The following is a 16,586-nucleotide window of genomic DNA, read 5'->3' on the forward strand; positions in this document are numbered from 1 at the left end:
GGAGGGGTGGTGCAAAAAATGCAGAAAAGTGAAAAATATGCTTTCATCTTCAGAACTCGCCTGCTAGTTATTATTGAACGGCGCACGTTAGTTCTATCCCGGCGAATGGTCGTGGGTAGCAACGATCCGAGTGTCGACCTCAACCAACCAACCAAACCAACTATAATCAGACTATGAAATTGAATGCATTGCTGAAAACGCTGGGGTTCTTGGCTCTGGCCGCTACTCCTGTTGTGGCCGGAACCAGCGCTCCCGCTCCTAAAAACCCCGTGCAGCCACAGCCATCTGTGAATGACGACCTCGGTCTCAACGCCGGCCTCGGCTACCACACCAACTACATCTGGCGCGGCCTCAACTACGGCCAACATTGGGTCGATGGTACCATCAACGGTATTGTTCCCCTCATGGAAGGCACACGCCTTGCTTGGGATATGAATTTTGGATCTCTTTTCGGAGATGACCACTTCCAACTTGGCGGGGCGGGTGCTGGAAAGCTCGACTTCCAGCGTCTCCAGCTTGGTGCTGCCTTTCAGCGTGATTTCGGACCTGTGACGGCCAGCCTTGGCTATCGTTACTTCCGAAACATGGGTGACCTTGCTGACAATCGCAACTGGGGCCTTCCTGCTGGTGCCGTCGGTACGGACATGAATGACGGACAGGAAGTGAGCCTCGGTTTGGCAACAGCCCTTGGCCCGATCAATGCGGCCACCTCTGCCAATTATGACTGGGTGAATGACAGCTGGTACTTCGACATCGACCTCAATACCAACATTGCAGTCACGGATTCAATCAGTCTCGTTCCGTTCTTCAATGTCGGCTATGGTAAGAACTACAACTGGCAGTTCACTCCTGCTTCTGTTGCTGGTCTTACCGGCGGAAAAGATGATCTGACGGGATGGACAGCCATCACGACCGGTATTCGTCTTCCGATCAAGCTCAACAGCCGTGCAACACTTACTCCCTACATTGCGGGCAACTTCCCCATGGGTGCCCTTGGCAACCAGGCGATCCCTGGTGGCATCCCAACTGGCAACAATGACTCTCCCTTCAAGAGCGTGCTCTTCGGTGGTGTGACCCTCAACGTCCGCTTCTAATTCTGATCGCCTCGTGCGATTAATGAATCCTAAGCCTCCCGGTGAAAGCCGGGAGGCTTTTTTTCATCTGCATGTTCTGATATTGCTCGCGAGCATGTAGGGTTCACGTTTATCGATACGCTTGCACTCCACTTGCCTGTACGCCTTACTCGCCACATGTTAGTCGGACCCTCATGATGGACCTTAGTTTTGCGGCGGCTGTGCGCCTCTGCCTAGATAAAGACCCGCGCTTTAACCCCGCCGCGTACGAGCTCGTTCGCGATGCGCTGCACCATGCCTGTGCCAAATTCCGCCAAGGTGCCGATGACAAGCATGTCAGTGGCCAAGAACTGCTGGAGGGCTTCCGCGAGCACTTGCTGGGCGAGTACGGACCTGCTTCATCCATTGTGCTCGAAGAGTGGGGACTCACTCGCGGTCTCGATGTTGGCCAAATCGTGTACAATCTCATTGAAGTCGGCTACTTCGGCAGAAATGAAGGTGATGAGCTCTCCGACTTTGATGGTGGTTACGATTTCGCCACCGCGTTTCACGAGCCTTTCCTGCCAACGTCGCAGAAGGCCGCTCAGGCCGCCGCATGAAGCCACTGGCTTCATGGCAAACCCTCGCACTTAGGCGAATGCGCCTACATCACGCTTCGCTGGCTCGTTCTGGCCGGAAAGAGAGCGGGTATGCCTCTACATTGGCGCTTTGACAGAACTTTTACGCAGCCTTCATCGAGCATTGACGCAACTCGGAGTGGATGCGCCAGTCTTCCTTCGCCATGAAACTCGTTTCCTCGCTGCTTTTCACCTTCCTCGTCACTGTTTTGGCCGCTCAAGAAGCGCCGAAGAAGGACCCCTTCATTAAAGATAAAAAGAAGACCGAGGTGCAATCGCTGCCTCTGGAGCAGATTAGGGATGTCGCCTGCTTGTTGGAAAGCTTCATCTTGCCGCAGGCAGACTTCGCCGCGTGGCTAGAGGCTCCTGGTGGACGCGAGAAGCTGCATGAAAAGGTGCTCGCTGCGGTGAAGGCAGGCACGGCGAAGCTCGACGCTTGCCATTTCGCCCGTGGGGCTGGGGGCACTCGCTTCACGCTGGAGTCCGTGGATGAACTGATTTACCCGACGGAGTGGAGCTTGGCGGGCAAGAAAGGGTTTCAGTATCCAATGGCTTTTGAGATGTCGCAGACTGGTGATCGCTTGGAGATGGAGCCCACGGTCGATCCCTCGTCCACGATTGTGAAGATGACCCAGTCCTTTGTGCGTGTGCGCTTTAGCGGTCTGCGGGCCTCAAAGGCAGACCGCACGCAGCCCGGCGTCGTCGTGGCGGACTTCCATGAACAGCGCTGTCCTTCCAAAAAAGGCGCGTTGGTGCAAATGCCTACCTTGCTCAGTTCCCACGCGGTAGGAGCAGGTCAGGTGCTTCTGACCTTCATCACCCCGCGTGTGCCACCCATCACGCCGCCTGCGCAGTTGCCATCACTCGTAGCGGGCAATCTGACGTTGACTCCGCGTGTCATTTCCCTCGATCGCACGCGTGCCTGGGAGCTGCTACGCACTCATGCAGAGAGTGACACTGCCCTACTCGCCGCTCTAAAACCCATGCTCGCAGACAAAAGTGCCGTCCTGGAGTATCTGGCCACTGTGTCTGGCGAGACAGGCGTGCGCATGGAACACGAAACCGTACGTCCGCATTTTTACGGCACGGAGTTTAATCCGCCTGAGGATGGAGAACCCGCCAAGCAGTCCGATGATCCCCAAAAACCTGGCATTGCCGCCCTTTCAAATGGTTATGCATCCACAAAGGCTTTCGAAGCCCGCCCCATCGGCTTCCACTGGCAGGCGGAGATGACTGCGGATGAAAAGAGGGGGATCATCCAGACAAACATTGCCTTAGAGTACACCGGCTTCATGGGAAACCTAAACGATCCGCTCTGGAGCGAGCACTACCCAGAGGTTCCCGTCTTCTCATCGCAAAGGATCACCACCGGCTACAGCCAGGCCGCTGGCAGCACCATCCTCCTCAGCACGCTGAATCCACCCGGCGACACAGGTGTGAATGGCCGCAAAGACGAAGGCCGCGTGTGGTTGCTGTTTCTGGAAGCTAGCTTGGAATGATGGTTTCATTCTCCCATCACCATTTTAACCATGCCCCGCCTCACGCTCATCTTGCTCTTGCTGCTGGCGGCTTGTGTCGCAGGCGGTGGCGTGATCGCAGCACGGCGGGTGGTGGAGGTGCGGGTGGAGCGAGACCGCACGGCGCAGCGTGAGCTCGTTGCCACCTTGCATGCGGAGACGCGGCGGCTGGAGCAGTTGTATGAGGATCATTTGCGCAGCGTGTGCCAGGATCTCACCGCCACGATGTGGGAGACCACAGAGGGCAAAACGCGGGAGATCGCTCAGGGGGTGACAGGCATCATGCGTGTTTCATGGCTGTTGCCGCGAATTAAAGTCGGCCCGGATGAAAGGCACGTTCATATCGGCCCGCCGCTCAGCTCCCCGCCACCAGAACCAACACTGAAAAAAGAACACTCAGGGATACCTCGCTCCCGCGTGTTGCTCAATGCAGAGATGCAATTCTCAAAAAGCAGCAAGGGTGGTTGGATCGACGAGGTGGGGAAACCTCTATTTTATGTAGCGCGGCTCGGCGATGATGGTTTTCTTGCACTCACCATCGACCGCTCTGCAGTGCGGGCCGCGATGACGGTGCATTTGATCGAGATGCCGAGTGTGGCGCTGGCGCTTCGCGAGTCGGATGAGTTTTGGGAGGATGGCGAAGCGGTTTTGCATCGTGAAGTGGCGGTGCCTCAAGGGCCGCCGGATGTGCTCATGGGCATCAACTCGCGTTTTGGTGGCTGGCAGCTCGCCTCCTGGGATGCGCGGGAGAGCCGCGTGAACTATCACATGCCTATTCTGACTGCGGGCATGGCTTTGGGTGTTTTGATCGTGCTGGGCGGCCTAGCGCTGCATGAGCAACAGCGCCGCGCGGCAAAACTTGCGGCGCAGCGTGTTTCCTTCGTGAATCGCGTCTCCCATGAGCTGCGCACGCCGATGACGAATATTCTGCTCAATCTCGATGTGATCGAAGAAAGCCTGCCGGAGGCCTCTGTGGGCCGATTTGGCCTGATTCGCGAGGAAGCAGGTCGTTTGAGCCGCCTGATCGAAAATGTGCTCACCTTCTCACGGAAGGAGGCTGGCCGTCTGAAGCTTCAAAATGCCCCGTGCAGGCCCGTGGAGGTCGTAGAGAGGGTTTTGGGGCAGTTTGAGCCTGCGCTGAGGAGGCGCGGCATTTCGGTCACGCAGACGCACGAGGGCTCCAACGCGGAAATCTCGCTGGATGCCGATGCGCTGGCGCAAATCACCGCAAACCTGCTCTCCAACGTGGAGAAGTATGCGCCGAATGTGCCCGCGAGGCTTCATAGCAAGCAATGCGAGCGTGCGTTCACTTTGACGATTTCGGACGAGGGGGCGGGCATCGCGGAAAAGGACGCGGAACGTATTTTTGAGCCATTTGAGCGTCTGGATGATCGCGTGAGCGCTGGTGTGAGCGGCGCGGGGCTGGGACTGAGCATCGCGAGGGATCTGGCGACGAGGATGGGCGGAGAGTTGAAAATGGTGAGGGTGGAGAAGGGTGCGTGTTTTGTTTTCAATCTTCCTCTTCCTCCTACTCCCGGAAGCGTGGGCCAAGTGACGCTCGCGACGGGAGGAAGAGTAGGAGTAAGAGGAGGATTAGGATAAACTGACACCATGACCATCCTCCTAGCCGACGACGATCCCATCACTCTCGACTCACTGGCCGCATGCCTGCGGCCAGAGGGCTTTCGGGTGCTGGTGGCGAAGGACGGGAACGAGGCTTTGGCACTTTGGCAGAAGCACAAACCAGACTTGCTGTGCCTGGACATCATGATGCCTGGCATGGATGGCTACGAAGTATGCCGCCGAGTACGGGAAAAAGACTCGCGGGTGCCGGTGCTCTTCGTTTCAGCGAAAAGCGAGGAGATCGACGTGGTCGTGGGGCTGCGCCTGGGGGCAGATGACTTTGTGCGGAAGCCCTTTGGCAAGCACGAGCTCATCGCCCGCATTCACAGCGCTCTGCGCCGAGTCAGCAGCGCAAAAACACCGAGCACGAGCTTCCAAATCGGCCCGCTGCGTGTCTTTCCCACCGAGCTGCGTGCGATACGCGATGAGGCCGCCACCAGCGTGGACCTCACACCGCGTGAGGTCGCCATCCTGCGACTGCTGCACGACCGCGCTGGCCAGGTGATCAGCCGGGATGTCTTTCTCGATGTCTGCTGGGGGCTGGATTACATGCCAGAGAGCCGCACCCTGGATCAACATATCGCGAAACTGCGCAAAAAGATCGAGCGTGAGCCAGAGGACATCATCGAGACCGTGCGCGGCGTGGGCTATCGGTGCAGAGGGTGAGGCGTGACAAACAGTGTTGCTCTGTTTTTCACGTCAATGGGCCGGGGGGGGCTGGGGGCGGGGGGGGCGCGGCGGCGGGGGCGGGGGCCGGGGGGGGGGGGGCGGGGGGGGGGGGGGGCGGGGGGGGGGGGGGGGGGGGGGGGGGGGGGGGGGGGGGGGGGGGGCGGGGGGGGGGGGGGGGGGGGGGGGGGGGGGGGGGGGGGGGGGGGGGGGGGGGGGGGGGGGGGGGGGGGGGGGGGGGGGGGGGGGGGGGGGGGGGGGGAAAGGGGAAGGAGAGAAAAAGGGGGGGGGGGGGGGGGGGGGGGGGGGGGGGGGGGGGGGGGGGGGGGGGGGGGGGGGGGGGGGGGGGGGGGGGGGGGGGGGGGGGGGGGGGGGGGGGGGGGGGGGGGGGGGGGGGGGGGGGGGGGGGGGGGGGGGGGGGGGGGGGGGGGGGGGGGGGGGGGGGGGGGGGGGGGGGGGGGGGGGGGGGGGGGGGGGGGGGGGGGGGGGGGGGGGGGGGGGGGGGGGGGGGGGGGGGGGGGGGGGGGGGGGGGGGGAGGGGGGGGGGGGGGGGGGGGGGGGGGGGGGGGGGGGGGGGGGGGGGGGGGGGGGGATCAATCCGTCTTTTGTTCTTCCGCGGCTTCTTTGCTGAGCTTCTTGAAGTGAAGCTGCACGACACGGCGGAGGTCGGCTTTGGTGGTGGTGACTTCGTAGTCCTCGATGATCACTTTTTCGCCGACTTTGGGTAGATGGCCGAGTAAATGGGTGACGTAGCCGCCGATGGTGGTGACCTCGTCGCTTTCGAGATCGATGCCGGCGTGCTCGGCGAGTTCGTAGAGATTGAAGGTGCCTTCGACGGTGAATTCGGTATCGTTGATGCGGCGGAATTCGCTGATTTCGTGGTCGAACTCGTCCTGAATGTCGCCCACGATTTCTTCGAGCACGTTGTCGAGGGTGACGACGCCGACGGCACCGCCGAATTCATCGACAGCGAGGGCAAAGTGGACGTGCTTGTCGAGGAAAAAGCGCAGCAGCTTGTCGATGGGCATCAGCTCAGGGACCATGTGGAAGTCCCGTTTAATCTTCCGCAGGTCTGGCTGCGGCTTGCCGACGAGGGCGAGGAGGTCCTTGATGTGGATGAGGCCGATGGCGTGATCCAGGTGGCCTTCGACGAGCGGGTAGCGTGTGTGTTTGCTGTCGATGGCGACTTTTAAATTTGCCTCAAAGCTGTCATCGGCATCGAGGGAGATGACCGTGTTGCGCGGGGTCATGACATCGCGCACGCAGCGGTCATTGAGGGCGAGGGCGTTGAGGAGGATGTCTTTTTCCGTCTCGGTTACTTCTTTGGATTTCTGGCTTTCGGCCACGATGTGGCGCAGTTCTTCTTCGGAGTGGGCGATCTCGTGATCGGAGACATTGGCGATGCCAAAGAGGCGTAGCACGAGATTGGTGCTGCTGCTCAGGAGCCAGATGGCAGGCCGGGTGAGCAGATAAAAGAAGTGCAGCGGCCGTGCGATCCAGAGCGTGATGGTGAGGGACTTGCGGATGGCGAGCACCTTCGGGGCCTGCTCTCCAAAGACGACGTGGAGGTAGGTGACAAGGGCGTATGCGACGAGGATGGCGGTCCAGCTCACGACGGCCTCGCTGGTGACACCGATTTTAAAGAGCAAGGGCTGTAGGACGAGCGAGACATACGGCTCGCCGAAGATACCGAGCGCGATGGAGGTGAGCGTGATGCCGAGCTGCCCTGCTGAAAGGTAAGCATCGAGATTCCGAGTGACTTGGCGGGCAAATTTCGCCCCACGGACATCGTCCTCGATGGCGGCCTGCATCTGGCTGTCACGCACTTTGACGATTGCGAACTCCGCCGCGACGAAGAAGGCATTCAGCAGCACGATGAGCAGGATGATGACGACCCGCCAGAGATGGTAGGAGGGGTCTGGATGCCATTCGTGAGCCAGTTCGACGGCGGCGCTGGCGAGAAAGAGGTTCATTTAGAGCTTTTCATAGTTCCCGTCGCAGCGCTTTTCCAGGATGGTAAAGCCTGCCTTCTTCGCGTCGGAGACGGAGAGCGGCTTCGTGTATTTGGGTGTGTTGAAGGCGGAAATGAGCTTTTTGACCGGCTTTTTGCAAAGTGGGCACACTTCCAGAGCCGCACGATCCATAGGCCTGCGTAGATCAAAACCACGCCGACAGGCCGGACAGGCCTTTTCAGGGTCTTGCGCGATGTAGGAGTAGGTGGGCATTCGCAGCGTGTGAGGCGGAGAAAGAGGGAGCCGCCTTATCACGAAAACGGCCCGGTTTTGCGACCGGGCCGGGCTTTAGATAGCCAAAAATGGAGGTGGATTACCAGCTGGATTTGGTCACGCCGGGGATCATACCCTGGGAGGCCATTTCACGGAAGGTAAGACGGGACATCTGGAAGCGGCGGATGAAGGCGCGACGACGACCCGAAACGCGGCAGCGATTCGTGAGACGTGTCGGGCTGGCATCACGGGGGAGCAGGGACAGACCGATGTGATCTCCGGCGGCCTTGAGTTCGGCGCGGAGTTTTGCGTATTTTTCGACAGTTTTGAGCTTGCGCTTTTGGCGCTCGAGCCAGCAGGTTTTAGCCATAGGGGCGCGGAGCTTGGCGCAGGGAGCATTTTTGGCAAGGGAAAATTTTCACTGGCAGGCTTGTTGTTTCGGGTTACTGACGCAGCCTTATGGCCACTGGAATGCTGCTTGCCGCCTCTCTCCTCTTCCTCGGTGTGATCGCTTTCACCTACCTGATGAAGGGCTAATTCATGGCTGGATCACTGATATAAAAATGTCGTCAGCGGACTCGTGGCTGACGCGGAGTCTGTGTGCTCGCCCAAGCCGATCTCGTAGGCGGCTCGTCCGGCTTCCACAGCCATTTTGAAGGCCTGCGCCATGCGCACGGGGTCGGTGGCGACGGCGATGGCGGTATTCACCAGCACGGCGTCTGCGCCCATCTCAAAGGCCTCTGCGGCGTGGCTGGGGGCTCCGATGCCGGCATCGACAACGACGGGTACGGTGGCCTGGGCGATGATGATCTCGATCTGCCGCCGGGTGGTGATGCCCTGATGCGAGCCAATGGGCGAACCGAGCGGCATGACGGTGGCCGTGCCCACATCCTGCAAGCGACGGGCCAAAACAGGGTCCGCATTGATGTAGGGCAGCACGGTGAAGCCCTCTTTGACGAGGATTTCTGCCGCTTTGAGCGTCTCGATGGGATCTGGCAGCAAGTAGCGTGGATCGGGGTGGATTTCCAGCTTCACCCAGTTCGGCAGACCGGCGGCTACAGCGAGGCGTGCGAGCCGTACGGCCTCCTCTGCATTCATCGCGCCGCTGGTGTTTGGCAGCAGAAGGACGTCCTTGGGGATGAAGTCGAGGATGTTGGCAAAAGGGTCGCCTTTGCCACTGAGATCGGCCCGGCGCAGCGCTACGGTGACGATCTGGGTTTCTGAGGCGACGATCGCCTCCCGCATGAGCTCGCCACTGGCGAATTTTCCCGTCCCCATCATGAGGCGGGAGGTGAATGAGCGGTCGGCGATGGTGAGGGGCTGGTTGGTGAGGGCGGAGTTCAAAGCGAAAGCGGGGCAGAAAATGACGAATGCCGAAATCCGAATGTCGAAGGGATTCCATGCACCCTGCTGAATGGAGGGAAAAGCGACCAGTGCAAACGCAAGAGAGGGTCTGATCGATTCCTCAAGCCCAGCAGGCCAGCGCCACCATGCCCAGCCCAGCAAGGATCATCAGCCCCAAATTCATCCAAAACCAGGATGACTCTTGCTGAACCCCTCGAATTTTCTTCTCGATGAATCCAACCCTCGCGCCGCTAAGCATCGCAGAACCGAGGAGAAAAAACAGGCGATCCCATTCGATTCCCCAAAGCTGCCATTCTTATTTGGGGGCCCATTTTTCGCGAAGGTGCTGTTTTGCTTCCTCCCACGGAATCGCGGGATCAAGCCCCTGCTCGTAGAGCCTTTGGCGCTCGTTCAGCAGGTCCCAAGGCCCGTCGTCCTCCGCCGCAAGCTTTAGGTTTTCGCGTACAAAAACCTGCTCATCGGCGTGCAGGGCTTTGAACAACTCGAAAATCTGGAGTGCCGCAGGCGAGAAGTAGGAGGCGGCTGTCATGGGGCGATTCTAGGAGCCTACATGGCCGAAATCAACCCAGCATCAGCCGCTGTAGCAGCTCTGCCGTGGGGGGCTGGATGCCGATGTAGAAGTCGCCGAACTCGCCGTATTGCGTGGTCACTTCATCAAAGCGCATCTCATAGACGATGCTCCTTATCTGGAACATGTCGTGGGCGAAGAGGGTGACGCCCCACTCGTGGCTATCGAGGCCGGTGGAGCCGGTGATGAGCTGGCGCACTTTGCCGGCGTATTTGCGGCCTGTCTTGGCATGGCCACCCATCAGATCGCGGCGCTTGGCGAAGTCGTTCGCGTACCAGTTGGCACCGACGCTGCGGCGCTTGCTCATGGGGTAAAAGCACATGACCTGCCAGTCGGGCATATTCGGGTAGAGGCGGTCATTGAAATACTTCGTCATGTGGCCCTTCCACTCGCTGAGGCGCTTCTCAAAGGCCTCTGTGCCGGGGGTGAGGCCCTCCGCCTTCTCGAGCTGCACTTTGAACTCGTCCTCGCTCTGCGAGTACTCGGTCCACTCGGTCATGGAGAGGTAGCTGTAGCACGGTGTGAGCACATCCGTGCCGAGCGAGAGCCCGAGTTGCTTTTCAAAGCGCTGCGAGTCATGCAAATCCGGCGTGAGCAGCATGAAGCCCAGGTCCGACTTCGCGGAGACCATGGCGAAGCATAAAAGCTGCGTGCCGGGGTGCTGGCGGATGCTTTCGAGAGTGGCGGTGAATTTCGCCCGGCGCTCATCACGCTCCTCCGGCGTCAGTGCGGCCCAGTAGCCGTGATCGATGGTGTAAAAGACATGCTGCACCACCCAGCCCTCCTGGGAGATGAGCGGTTTGGATTCTGCAGGGCCGTTGGAGGTGGGGAAAGACGTGGGGATGAGCATGGCGGGCCATCCACATACGCTGGATTTTCAGCCGCTCAATGGATGAAAATGCGTTGGATTTGCCATTTGCGTTCCAAACTGGGCGCGGCATCTCCAAACGGCATGAAACTGGCCACAGACGGTTATAAAATGATGCGCGGCGTATTCAGCGCAGAAGCCTGCACGGAGCTGATTCGTGAGCTGGGGCCGATTTTAGGAGCTGGGCGGCGATTGGAGGCTTTTTCGCCGCCGAGGCTGCTTTTCGATCTGGCGGCAAATTATTTCCCAAACAGTCCCAGAGCCGTGCGAGCGATCTTTTTCGATAAATCGCCGGAAACGAACTGGTTGGTGACTTGGCACCAGGACCTCACCATTGCGGTGCGTGAGAAACGAGAGGTCGCTGGCTTCGGGCCGTGGAGCATGAAGGATGGCCTGCCCCATGTGCAGCCACCGGCGGAGCTTTTGGAGCGTATGTTGACTCTGCGGCTGCATCTGGATGATGCCGATGGCGAAAATGGCGCACTCCGTGTGCTGCCAGGCACACATGCACTGGGCAAGCTCGATGCAGAGCGCATACAAATGCTGCGGGCAGATGTTTCGGAGCAGCTTTGCGCGGCCAGAGCGGGTGATGTGCTTCTCATGCGCCCGCTGCTGCTGCATGCTTCAGGAAAATCGACCAGTGAGCGGCGGCGGCGCATCCTGCATGTGGAGTTTGCCGACTTTGCGCTGCCTAGCGGCCTGGAATGGGCCTGAGGGCCATTTTCCTTGTTTGCGCAATCCCGCAGGTGCGTGGAGGTTCTCGCCCCGCGATGTTTTCTTCCTGGCTTCCTGAATCTTCTGACCACTTGCCGCTCACTTGGTGGCGGCAGCGGCCTGTTTATCTGGCGGGTATTTTGGCCCTCATCGCGGCGGGGAGCATGGTGCTGACGGCCATCATCGGGGTGGAGCTGATCCAAAACCTCGTTTTCACCCACGACGGCTTTTTTAAGCACCTGCGCATTTGGACGCCGATTACGTGGCCAATGGTGAATTTCCCCAGCGTGTGGGTCCTGCTGGGGTGCTTCATTTTTTGGCGCTTTGGTGAGGCGGTGGAGCGCCACCTCGGCAGACGCGTGTTTGTCAAAATGCTCCTGCTCTTGCTGCTGGTTTCTCCGGCTCTCATCTCGGTGCTGGGCATGCTGGGGCAGCGCGGTCTGGCTTGCGTGGGCTTCATGCAGATCGAGTTCGCCGTTTTTGTGGCTTTTGCGACACTGTATCCGAGGGCGCAGTTCAATATCCTCGTCACCACGATTGATGCCTGGGTGCTAGCGGCCATTTTTGTCGGCATCAGTGCCCTGAGTTGCCTGGCTGGGAGAAATTGGGCCGAGCTGCTGCTGCTCGCGGCGAATGTGGGCACCGCATGGCTCGTCGTTCGCTATGAAACGGGGAATTTATCTCTCCCGCAGATGCCGCAGATGCCATCCCGCCCCCAGGCCGCTCCAAAGCCTGCCAAGACGCCCACGCCGGACTCGAAACCGTCTACATCGCCTGAACCCACCGTGGATGACATCCTCGATAAAATCAGCGCCAGCGGCATGCACAGCCTCACGGCAGAGGAGCGCCGCATCCTGGATGCTGCCAGCCAGGACATGCAAAAACGCAAACGCTGAGCACCCACCGCCGCACGATTGCCCTCTCTCGCTGCGTTTTCTGCACCACACATTCGCCATGCCTATCACCCTTCCCTTCACGAATCGCCGCTCTTGGCTGAAACAAGCCAGCGCGGCTAGCCTCAGCGCCATCGTGGCCTCACGCCTGCCTGCCGCAGAGATCCCGGAGCAGCTCTGGGTGCTCTTTTCCGATCCCCACATCGCCGAGGATGAAAAGACCATCGCCCGCGAGGTCTGCATGGCGGAAAACCTCACTCGCTGTGTCAATCAGGTGCTCAAAATCGGCCAGAAGCCCTTCGGTGTTTTTGTAAATGGGGATCTCGCCCTGCTCGATGGCCGCCCCGAGGACTACACCACCTTTGCGCGGCTGATGGAGCCGCTCACGGGCAATAGCATCCAAGTCCACTGCACACTGGGCAATCACGACCAGCGCACGAATTTCATCAATGCCATCCTACCGCCCGGCCCGCCGAATGCAGAACGCGTGGTGCCCGTGCAGGACAAGCACGTCGCGGTGGTCTCCAGCGCCCTGGTGAACTGGGTGCTGCTCGATTCGCTCGATCAGGTGAACGTGACTCCCGGCGTGCTGGGGGAGCTCCAGCTCGGCTGGATCGACCGCACACTGCGCGGTCTCGCCCCGAAGCCCACCTTCATCATCGCGCATCACAATCCGATGCTCGCCAGCATGGAGAAAAAAACCAGCTGCCTCCAGGATAGTGACAAGCTCTTTAGCCTGCTCGCCAGCCATGAGCACGTCAAAGGCTACATCCACGGCCACATCCACAACTGGGGCCTCAGCAAGCACGACAAAACGGGCATCCCCGTGCTGAGTCTGCCGCCGGTGGCCTACGCTTTTGGCAAAGATCGCCCGAGTGGCTGGGTGCTGGCCCGCGCCACGGCGGAGCATGTCGAATTCGAGCTGCGCAGCCTGAATCCCGCGCATGAGCAGCACGGGCAGAAACATGTACTGAAGTTCGCCTAAACGGTCACGGTAGAGATTGGGCAGAATCCTTGCCCCCAAGGTTCTCGGTCCTCCCGCGTGTTCTTTACAAAGTCTTGACTCGCCTTTTACGGGCCGGGTCATTAGGCTTTTCGGAATTCAGGCCCACTCCACCCGTCCGCTCCTATGCAAGCTCACCCGCTGCTCCGCTTCGTCGCCTTCGCTATTCTCACTGCGACCTCGTTGGCTCAAACTCCACCGCCTCCGCTGCCCCCGGTTCCTGCGCTCACTCCGCCGCCTACCGCTCCCCCTGTCCCTGCGATCGAGCGTGAACGCCAGGTGTACGTCCCCTTCGACGATCTGGAAAAAGTCTTCCAAGACGGCGGTAAGGGCGTGTTTCTGCCCTATCGCGAGTTCTTGGAGCTCTGGAACGAACTCACGCTGAAGCGCAGCGAGGACGAAAAGAAGCCACCGGCGGATGCGGTGCTCGCGAGGGCGGAGTACACCGGTGTGATCGAAGGCGATAGCGTCGTCCTCACGGCGAAAATCACCGCTGAGTCGTTTCAGAAAGGCTGGGTCACCCTGCCGCTCACGGAAAAGGCCGCTCCAGGCATCGGCGAGGCCGAAACGGGCAAAGCGATCATCCGCAGCCGTGCCGATGGCGCGGATCTGCTGCTGCCGGAAAAGGGCGTGTATGAGATCACGCTGAAAATTTACGCCCCCATCCTCCGCAGTGAGGGAAAGAGCCGCGTAAAGCTCCACCTGCCCCGCGCCGCCGTCTCGCGACTGACGATGACCGTGCCGGGAGAGGGCCTCGCCTTTGAGCTGGAGCCAGCGGCGGCTTTCACCGCGATGAGTGAGGCTGGCAGCACGCGGTTCTCCTGCTTCTTCGGTGCGGGCACGGAGCAAAACATCGCCTGGAGTGCGCAGCAGGCCGTGACGCAGATGCAGCCGCTCATCCTCGCGGACACGGTGCTCGGCACCTCCATCGCCGCCGCCTCTGTCGCCACCACGGCGCAGATGAACCTGCGCATCCTCCGCGCACCGATTTCGGAGCTACGCGTGGCTTTGCCGCAGGAGCAGGAAATCCTCGGCGTCACCGGCGCAGGCATCCGCGAGTGGAAAATCGACGCAGCTGCCGAAAATCGCAAAACACTGCTCATCGCCTTCGAAAAGCCGCAAAAGGACACTTTTGCTCTCAAACTCGATTTGGAGGCTCCTTTGGCCAAATTGCCCGCTGAAGTCGCCGTGCCCTTCATCGAGATCGTCGGTGCTGCGCAGGCTCGCGGCAGCGCCACCGTCACCGCCGAGTCACAGCTCGACGTCACCCCGAAGAAGCTCGATTCCGCTGCGCGATCCTTCGCGGGCACGGAGCGCTCTCAGATCGGTGCCTTCCGCCTGCTGCGGCAGCCGTATGCGCTTTCCTTCGATGTCGCGGAGGCCACCGCGCAGGTCGAGGCCACCAGCAAAACGCAGCTCACCGTCCGCCGCGAGGCCGCCACGCTCAGCGCCGACTTCAGCTACCTCGTGCGTCGCGTAGGCATCTTCGAGACACGCCTCGCCGTGCCCGCAGGCTGGACCGTCAGCGATGTGAAAGGCGACATCGAATCCTGGAGCCTCGATGCCGCGAATGTGGTCATCAAATTGCCGAAACAAACCGCCGGCGAATTCAAATTCACGCTCACCGCTCGGCAAACTCGCCCACAACCCGTCGCCGATGTCACGCTGCCCGTCTTCGCTCCGCAAAACGTCACACGGCATGAGGCGCTCGTCGGCGTGACGATTCATTCTTCATTGGAACCGAACACCAAGGAACTCGGCGACTTCCAACAAGAAGACGTCAGCGCCCTCGGCACCACGCAGAACAACGACGCGAACGCCACCGGCCTCGCCTTCCGTTACCGCGATGCCGCGAAGCCCGCTGTGCTCGCTTTAAAGAGCCGCAGCAGCCAGGTCAGCGCCGAGGTGCTCACGCTCGTCGAGGTGAAGGAGCAGTCCGTGCGCCACCAATGGACGCTCGCCTTTGATGTCGCCTACGCGGCCACCGATCGCTTCATTTTGGCCGTGCCGAAAGCCGTCGCGGCGGAGGTGCGCTTCGTCGATCCGCAGATCAAAGAGATCAACAAAGACCACAAACCCGCGCAACCCATCGTGCTGCCGGATGCCGCGAGCTACCAGCTGTGGGAAGTCGTGCTGCGTGGCGAAAAGCTCGGCGCTTTCACTCTCAGCGCCAGCCTGGAGCAACCCATCACCATCGACGCGGGCAAAACCGGCGCGGTGGAGCTGCTGCATGTGCATGTGCCGGGTGCTTTCCAAGAAACCGGCCAAGTCGCCGTCGTGAAGGCCGATGCGCTGGAGATTCGCCAATCCACGCCCGAAACGCTCGAAGAAATCGACGCCCGCGAGCTGCGTGGCGAGTTGCAGCGCCCCGGCGTGTTTTTGGCCTACAAATACAGGTCCTTGCCGATCAAGCTCGGCGTCGAGTTGGCGAAAAACAGCTTCATCCAGGTGCCGCGTGCCATTCTCACGCATGCGGATCTCACCACCGCCGTTGCGACCGATGATGCCCAGGTCACGGAGGTCATCTATTGGGTGAAAAACAACGACCAGCAGTTCCTCGTCGTGCGCTTGCCGAAAGGCGGCAAGCTGAACTCCGACATCGTCGTCAATCGCGAGCCCCAGCAGCCCATGCGCCGCGAAGGCAGCGACGATCTGCTCATCCGCCTACCGAGTGGCGATGCCGCACGAGCCGCTTTCCCGGTGCGCTTCGTCTTTGAAGTGCCCAGTGCCCATGCAGGCGAAAAATTCGGCCACTTCGGCAGCCTCAGCGTCAGCGTGCCCGTGGTGGATGAGGTCGCGATCATGCAGACGCGGCACCGGCTCTATTTGCCGCCGCAGTGGCACTACACCCGCTTTGACGGCCCGCTCACGCCCGACAGCCGCGACCGCTCCTGGACGCAGGCCCGCCGCGCCGTGCAGTATCTGCTGCCCAGCTTTGGCCCGCAGGTCGATCCCACCTCCCAGAGCGAAACCGCCTATATCCCCGCCGTGCCGAACGATGTGCGTGCGCTGTATGGCTTCCAGATCAGTCAAAGCGGCCACACCGAGACCCTGCGCCGCCTCGGGCCGCCCGCAGCCATCGACGTGCGCTTCCGATCGGAGAAAGTGACTTTCGGATGCCAAGCCGCCGCTTTCTTCATCTGCCTGCTCATCGGCCTGCGCCGCAGTCTGCGTGGTCGTTTGCGTTACCTGATCTTCTTTGGCCTCGGTGCCCTGCTCCTCACCGGCGTGCTACCTGCGGCGGATGTCAGCATCGCGCTGGCCGTGCTGCTCGCTGTCGCCGTCAGCGTGGGCTTGTGGTTCGTCAGTGGCGTCTTCGGCATCTTCCGCCGTAAAAAACGCCCCGTCGGAGAAGTCGGACCTATCAGACCCGTCGCACCACCTGTGGAGCCACCGACCGACTCCAACGAAGAGGTCCCCGAAGTCCCCACGGATAAAACCGAAGCACCCTGAA

Annotated in this window: 15 protein-coding genes; 9 read left to right on the plus strand and 6 right to left on the minus strand. The window is 60.8% G+C overall.

Features of this window, described 5'->3' with window-relative positions; all coding sequences use genetic code 11:
• Positions 1-173 precede the first annotated feature (173 nt).
• The 5 genes from IPK32_07740 to IPK32_07760 all read left to right on the plus strand — a co-directional run bounded on the left by IPK32_07740 (position 174) and on the right by IPK32_07760 (position 5,496).
• Positions 174-1,094, plus strand: coding sequence for a hypothetical protein (locus tag IPK32_07740; GenBank protein MBK8091863.1), 921 nt, complete (start codon positions 174-176; stop codon positions 1,092-1,094).
• Positions 1,095-1,267: 173 nt separating this feature from the next.
• Entirely contained in the window at positions 1,268-1,672 is a 405-nt protein-coding gene (locus IPK32_07745) for a hypothetical protein (protein MBK8091864.1), read from the plus strand.
• A 182-nt stretch (positions 1,673-1,854) separates the two neighbouring features.
• On the plus strand, positions 1,855-3,189 hold the full coding sequence (locus tag IPK32_07750; protein MBK8091865.1) for a hypothetical protein: 1,335 nt from the start codon (positions 1,855-1,857) through the stop codon (positions 3,187-3,189).
• A gap of 30 nt (positions 3,190-3,219) precedes the next feature.
• Complete coding sequence (locus tag IPK32_07755; GenBank protein ID MBK8091866.1) at positions 3,220-4,809, plus strand: HAMP domain-containing histidine kinase; 1,590 nt, start codon at positions 3,220-3,222, stop codon at positions 4,807-4,809.
• Positions 4,810-4,818: 9 nt separating this feature from the next.
• Positions 4,819-5,496 carry a response regulator transcription factor gene (locus IPK32_07760; GenBank protein ID MBK8091867.1) on the plus strand — a complete coding sequence of 226 codons (678 nt, stop codon included), beginning with the start codon at positions 4,819-4,821 and terminating at the stop codon, positions 5,494-5,496.
• Positions 5,497-6,089: 593 nt separating this feature from the next.
• Here IPK32_07760 and IPK32_07765 read toward each other — a convergent pair.
• The 6 genes from IPK32_07765 to IPK32_07790 form a co-directional block, all read right to left on the minus strand.
• Positions 6,090-7,469, minus strand: coding sequence for an HlyC/CorC family transporter (locus IPK32_07765; GenBank protein ID MBK8091868.1), 1,380 nt, complete (start codon positions 7,467-7,469; stop codon positions 6,090-6,092).
• Positions 7,470-7,721, minus strand: coding sequence for a zinc ribbon domain-containing protein (locus tag IPK32_07770; GenBank protein ID MBK8091869.1), 252 nt, complete (start codon positions 7,719-7,721; stop codon positions 7,470-7,472).
• 100 nt (positions 7,722-7,821) lie between these two features.
• Entirely contained in the window at positions 7,822-8,091 is a 270-nt protein-coding gene (rpsN, locus tag IPK32_07775) for a 30S ribosomal protein S14 (protein ID MBK8091870.1), read from the minus strand.
• Positions 8,092-8,270: 179 nt separating this feature from the next.
• A complete protein-coding gene (locus tag IPK32_07780) occupies positions 8,271-9,002 on the minus strand; it encodes a thiazole synthase (GenBank protein MBK8091871.1) in 732 nt (243 codons plus the stop codon).
• Positions 9,003-9,381: 379 nt separating this feature from the next.
• Entirely contained in the window at positions 9,382-9,615 is a 234-nt protein-coding gene (locus IPK32_07785; protein MBK8091872.1) for a hypothetical protein, read from the minus strand.
• A gap of 31 nt (positions 9,616-9,646) precedes the next feature.
• Entirely contained in the window at positions 9,647-10,504 is an 858-nt protein-coding gene (locus IPK32_07790; protein MBK8091873.1) for a heme-dependent peroxidase, read from the minus strand.
• A 102-nt stretch (positions 10,505-10,606) separates the two neighbouring features.
• Between IPK32_07790 and IPK32_07795 the strand changes: the two genes are divergently transcribed.
• The 4 genes from IPK32_07795 to IPK32_07810 all read left to right on the plus strand — a co-directional run bounded on the left by IPK32_07795 (position 10,607) and on the right by IPK32_07810 (position 16,585).
• Positions 10,607-11,236, plus strand: coding sequence for a phytanoyl-CoA dioxygenase family protein (locus IPK32_07795; protein ID MBK8091874.1), 630 nt, complete (start codon positions 10,607-10,609; stop codon positions 11,234-11,236).
• Between the two features lie 92 nt (positions 11,237-11,328).
• The gene (locus IPK32_07800; GenBank protein MBK8091875.1) at positions 11,329-12,132 is read left to right on the plus strand and encodes a hypothetical protein; all 804 of its coding nucleotides are present in this window, start codon (positions 11,329-11,331) and stop codon (positions 12,130-12,132) included.
• A 58-nt stretch (positions 12,133-12,190) separates the two neighbouring features.
• The gene (locus tag IPK32_07805; protein ID MBK8091876.1) at positions 12,191-13,114 is read left to right on the plus strand and encodes a metallophosphoesterase; all 924 of its coding nucleotides are present in this window, start codon (positions 12,191-12,193) and stop codon (positions 13,112-13,114) included.
• A 144-nt stretch (positions 13,115-13,258) separates the two neighbouring features.
• Complete coding sequence (locus IPK32_07810) at positions 13,259-16,585, plus strand: hypothetical protein (protein MBK8091877.1); 3,327 nt, start codon at positions 13,259-13,261, stop codon at positions 16,583-16,585.
• Position 16,586 lies beyond the last annotated feature (1 nt).

This window comes from Verrucomicrobiaceae bacterium, from assembly GCA_016713035.1.
GTDB lineage: Bacteria > Verrucomicrobiota > Verrucomicrobiia > Verrucomicrobiales > Verrucomicrobiaceae > Prosthecobacter.